The organism is Bartonella sp. MR168JLCBS (genome assembly GCF_042194175.1).
Window position 1 is genome coordinate 1 of the sequence record NZ_JBHIMP010000141.1, and the last position, 312, is coordinate 312.

1 protein-coding gene is annotated in these 312 nt (G+C 40.7%); it reads left to right on the top strand.

Translation table 11 applies throughout. The annotated features are described in order from the left end of the window. Positions 1–312, top strand: a 312-nt coding sequence (locus ACFIK8_RS09850) for a methylated-DNA--[protein]-cysteine S-methyltransferase (protein ID WP_375669319.1), incomplete at both ends; no start/stop codon positions are given.

Genomic DNA, 312 nt, shown 5'->3' on the forward strand with positions numbered 1-312 from the left:
AAGTTGCCCATATTATAGTAATGATAGAAACTCCTAAGTTGGTAAGGAAACATGATTTCTCCTTAGATATCAATGGCACGATCTTTCAGCAGAAAGTATGGGCAGCAGTATGTGATGTACCATGCGGTGAAACAATTTCATATAAGTTGTTAGCTCAACGTATCGGTATGCCCAATGCTTTTCGTGCAGTCGCTCATGCATGTGCATGTAACAAATTGGCATTAGTTATCCCTTGCCATCGTGTTGTGGGCAAGAATGGTTGTATATCTGGATATCGTTGGGGCAACGAACGAAAACAGATTTTGCTACAAC